Genomic DNA, 4,507 nt, shown 5'->3' with positions numbered 1-4,507 from the left:
GTACGGGCCCAGGACAGCGCCGACCCCACCCGCCCCACCGCCGAGGTCACGGCCGAGGGGACCGCCGTGCCCGCCGGGCGGACCGTGGCCGTGGACGCCGGGCGCGTCCGCGACCTCGCCGCCGTCCTGTTCGCCGCCGAGGCGTGCGGCACCGCGGACTGGGCGCTCACCACCGCCGCCGAGTACGCGAAGGTCCGCGAGCAGTTCGGCCGCCCCATCGGCCAGTTCCAGGCCGTCAAGCACCTCTGCGCCGACATGCTCGTACGGACCGAACAGGCCCGCGCCCTGACCTGGGACGCTGCCCGCGCCGCCGACGCCGAGCCCGGCGCGCGCGCCCTCACGGCGGCCCTCGCCGCGGCCACCGCGCTGGACGCCGCGTACAGCTGCGCCAAGGACTGCGTCCAGATCCTCGGCGGCATCGGCTTCACCTGGGAACACGACGCCCACCTCTATCTGCGCCGCGCCACCGTCGCCCGCCAGCTGCTCGGCCCCGGCGCCGCCCACCGGCTGCGCGCCGCCCGCCTCGCCGCCGACGGGGCCCGCCGCGAACTGCGCCTGGAACTGCCCCCGGAAGCCGACGCCCACCGGTCCCGCGCGCGGACCGCCGTCGAACCCGCCCGCGGCCTGGACCCCTCCGCCGCCCGCCGCCTCCTCGCCCCCACCGGTTACGCCGCCCCGCACCTGCCGCCCCCGTACGGACTCGGCGCCGGGCCCGTACAGCAGCTCGCCGTGCAGCAGGAGACGGCGGCGGCCCAGGTGAAGGTCAGCGACCTCGGGATCGCCACCTGGGTCGTACCCTCCCTCATCGACTACGGCACCGAGGCGCAGCGCGAGCGCTACCTTCCGCCGACGCTCCGCGGCGACGTGCTGTGGTGCCAGCTGTTCTCCGAGCCGGGCGCCGGCTCCGACCTCGCCTCGCTGCGCACCAAGGCCGTCCGCACGCCCGACGGCTGGCGGATCAGCGGCCAGAAGGTGTGGACGTCGGCCGCGCAGTGGGCGGACTACGGCATCCTGCTGGCCCGTACCGACCCCGACGCCCCCAAGCACAAGGGCCTGACCTACTTCGTCGTCGACATGAAGCGGACCGAGGGCATCGACATCCGGCCGCTGAAGGAGATCACCGGGGACTCCCTCTTCAACGAGGTCTACTTCGACGACGCGCTGCTGCCGCCCGACGCCGTCGTCGGCGAGGTGGGCGACGGCTGGCGGGTCGCCCGCCACACCCTGGGCAACGAACGCGTCCACATGGCCGACCAGCTGACCTTCGGTACCGGCCTGGAGACGCTCATCGCACGGACCGGGGACGCCGACGGGTCGGTGCGCGAGCGGGTCGGCGCGCTCGCCGCCGAGGCCCACACTCTCGCCTGCATCGGGCTCCGTACGACCCTCCAGCAGACTATGGGCCTCGAACCCGGCGCGGGCGCCAGCATCCGCAAGCTCGTCCAGACCCCGCACCAGCAGAAGGTCGCCGAACTCGCCCTCGAACTCCTCGGCCCCGAGGGCGCGGTGCGCGAGGGGCCGGGCGAACGGGCCCTGCACGGCTTCCTGATGTCCCGCTGCCTGACCATCGCGGGCGGCACCACGCAAGTGCAGCTCAACGTCGTCGCGGAACGGCTGCTCGGCCTGCCCCGCGACCCGGAGCCCCGCCCCCTGATCTAGTCCCGCCCCTGATCTGAGGAGCTTTTCGCATGAAGGCGTACATCGTCGGCGTCGGGATGACGAAGTTCGAGAAGCCCGAGAGCCGCGACTGGCAGTACTGGGACATGGCCGAGGAAGCGGGCTCCAAGGCGCTCGCCGACGCCGGGATACCGTACGAGCTCGTCGAGCAGGTTCCCGTCGGCTACTGCTACCAGGGCTCGACCGCCGGGCAGCGCGCGGCGTACGGGCTCGGCCTGACCGGCGTCCCCGTCTACAACGTCAACAACAACTGCGCGACCGGCTCCACGGCCCTGATGATGGCCCGTCAGTTCGTCGAGTCCGGCGCCAACGACTGCGTGCTCGCGCTCGGCTTCGAGAAGATGAAGAAGGGCGCGCTCGGCGGCGGCGCGGACGGCGGAGACTTCAAAACGTCGCCCGTCGCCCGGCATTACGGCGTCATGGCCGCCCGGCACGGCTTCGAGCAGACCCCGCCCACCGCCCAGATCTTCGGCAACGCCGCCCGCGAGCACATGGAGCGGTACGGGACCACCGCCGAACAGCTCGCCGCCGTCGGCGCGAAGAACCACCGCCACTCGACGGGCAACCCCAACGCCCAGTTCCAGGACGCCTATTCGGTCGAAGAGGTACTGGCCGCCAAGACCATCCACCGGCCCCTGACCAAGCTCCAGTGCTCACCGACCTCCGACGGCTCGGCCGCCGCCGTCGTCGTCTCCGAACGCTTCGTCGACCAGCACGGCCTGATGGGGCGCGCGGTCGAGATCACCGCCCAGGCCATGACCACGGACACCGAGGAGAGCTTCGCCTCCGGCTCCTGTATCGACGTCGTCGGCAAGCCCATGTCGCGGGCTGCGGCCCGGCAGGTCTACGAGCGCTCCGGGCTCGGCATCGAGGACGTCGACGTGATCGAGCTGCACGACTGCTTCTCCGTCAACGAGCTGATCACCTATGAGGCGTTGGGGATGTGCGCGGACGGTGAGTCCGGCAAGCTCGTCGCCGACGGCGCGACGACGTACGGCGGACGGTGGGTCGTCAACCCGTCCGGCGGGCTGATCTCCAAGGGGCATCCGCTCGGTGCCACGGGCCTCGCGCAGGCCGCCGAACTGGTCTGGCAGCTGCGCGGCGAGGCCGGCCCCCGACAGGTCGAGGGCGCCCGCACCGGCCTCGCGCACAACATCGGGCTGGGCGGCGCGGCCGTGGTCACGCTGCTGCGCAAGCCGTAGCCCAGACGGTACGGACGACGGTACGAAGGGCATGCCGCACGCCCCGGCCAGCTCGGAATCCGGAGGCCGGGGCGCACGGGGATCGCGGGGCGCGGGCGCTGTACGGGCCGCAGCCGGCCTCAGCCCGCGCCGCGGGTCAGCACCAGGCGGGCGCCCGCCCGATGTTGACGATGTAGCGGGCGGAGGACCACCCGTATGTACCGTCGCTGAGCAGATACCAGCGCGGGTTGCCGCGGATGTTCTGGCCGTTGACCTTGCACACGATGTGCACGACCTTGCCGTACCCGTGTTTGCCGATCACCTTGTAGTGGGTGCTCGGGCCCGTACGGACCAGCAGGCCCGTCTTGGCGATGACGCGGCCCTTGTACGGGGCGTGGCCGTCGTTCGCGGGGGCCGCGGCGAAGGCGGGGCCGACCGCCGTGGCGGCGGCGAGGGCGCCGGTGGCGGTCACGAGGGCGAGTTTGCTGAGCTTCGACTGCGGAAACATCTGCTTCCTCCTGCGAAGGGACATCCCAGAGGGATGGGGCGGGGGGAGCCGGGGCGCTCCGGGACGCGTGGCCGGGGCCGCACCGCGCTGCCGCGGCGTGGTGGCCTTTCTCCGGCCTTCCTACGGCCTTGATCTGCCGTGATCTGCCTTGATCTGGCCGTTCTCCGGCTGTTCTCCGGCTGTGAGTACGGTCCATCCCAGATGAGATGTCTGCGTGCCTCACGCGCTTCACGCTAAGTATGTGGCTCTCTGTTCGCAACTCGTCACTGTGTGCGGCCGTAGAGTCCAGTGGCCCCTCAGCCCCCCGCGGCCCTTCGTCTCCCGCTACAGCCAGCCGTTCTGACGGGCGGTGCGCACTGCCTCCATCCGGTTACGGGTCCCCGTCTTCCCGATCGCCGCGGAGAGGTAGTTGCGCACGGTCGCGGGGGACAGGTGCACCCGGCCCGCGATATCGGCGACGGTCGCGCCGTCCACCGCCGCGGCCAGCACATCCCGCTCGCGCTGGGTGAGCGGATTCGGTCCCGCGCTCAGCGCCGCCGCGGCCAGCGCCGGGTCGATGACCCGCTCGCCCGCCAGCACCCGCCGGATCGCCGCGGCCAGCTCCTCCACCGGCCCGTCCTTCACCAGGAACCCGCTGGCCCCGGCCTCCATCGCCCGGCGCAGATACCCCGGACGGCCGAACGTGGTCAGGATCAGCACCCGGCACTCCGGCAGCGCCCCGCGCAGCTCGGCGGCGGCGTCCAGCCCGCTGCGCCCCGGCAGCTCGATGTCGAGGAGTGCGACGTCCGGCCGTACGTCCTTCGCCGTCGGCAGGATCTCGTCCCCGTTCGAGACCTGGGCGACGACCTCGATGTCGTCCTCAAGGCCGAGCAGCAGCGCGAGCGCGCCCCGCATCATCCCTTGGTCTTCGGCGAGCAACACCTTGGTCACCTGGGTCGCCTTGGTCATGTGGTCCGGGCCTCCTCGGTCGTGTCCCCGGCCATTTTCCCCGCCGCGTCCGAAGGGCTCTCCGCCGCCTCTCCGCCGTCCGCGTCCACCGGCAGCTCCGCCACCAGGCGGAAGCCGCGCCGCCCGGCGGGCCCGGTGGTCAGGGAACCGCCGGCGTTGGCCAGCCGCTCGGTGAGGCCCTTGAGGCCCGTAC

General features: G+C 72.6%; 4 protein-coding genes and 1 pseudogene. 2 read left to right on the top strand and 3 right to left on the bottom strand.

Annotated features, from left to right (window positions below; translation table 11 throughout):
* Both ACFU99_RS34270 and ACFU99_RS34265 read left to right on the top strand, forming a co-directional pair.
* Positions 1-1,659: acyl-CoA dehydrogenase family protein (locus tag ACFU99_RS34270; RefSeq protein ID WP_384399669.1), on the top strand; the 1,659-nt coding region annotated here is incomplete at its 5' end.
* A 29-nt stretch (positions 1,660-1,688) separates the two neighbouring features.
* Positions 1,689-2,879 carry a lipid-transfer protein gene (locus ACFU99_RS34265; protein ID WP_384399666.1) on the top strand — a complete coding sequence of 397 codons (1,191 nt, stop codon included), beginning with the start codon at positions 1,689-1,691 and terminating at the stop codon, positions 2,877-2,879.
* A 136-nt stretch (positions 2,880-3,015) separates the two neighbouring features.
* Here the strand turns inward: ACFU99_RS34265 and ACFU99_RS34260 are convergent, their stop codons facing one another.
* From ACFU99_RS34260 to ACFU99_RS34250, 3 genes and pseudogenes are all read right to left on the bottom strand, one after another.
* Entirely contained in the window at positions 3,016-3,366 is a 351-nt protein-coding gene (locus ACFU99_RS34260) for an SH3 domain-containing protein (RefSeq protein WP_384399663.1), read from the bottom strand.
* Between the two features lie 324 nt (positions 3,367-3,690).
* Positions 3,691-4,296, bottom strand: a complete 606-nt coding sequence (locus ACFU99_RS34255; RefSeq protein ID WP_384399672.1) for a response regulator transcription factor — start codon at positions 4,294-4,296, stop codon at positions 3,691-3,693.
* 14 nt (positions 4,297-4,310) lie between these two features.
* Positions 4,311-4,507: pseudogene (locus ACFU99_RS34250) on the bottom strand (sensor histidine kinase); the annotation flags it as partial.

Source organism: Streptomyces sp. NPDC057654, from assembly GCF_042800135.1.
In the GTDB taxonomy this organism is placed as follows: Bacteria; Actinomycetota; Actinomycetes; order Streptomycetales; family Streptomycetaceae; genus Streptomyces.
The sequence above is the reverse complement of the archived record's forward strand: the minus strand, read 5'-3'. Positions and strand labels throughout refer to the sequence as shown.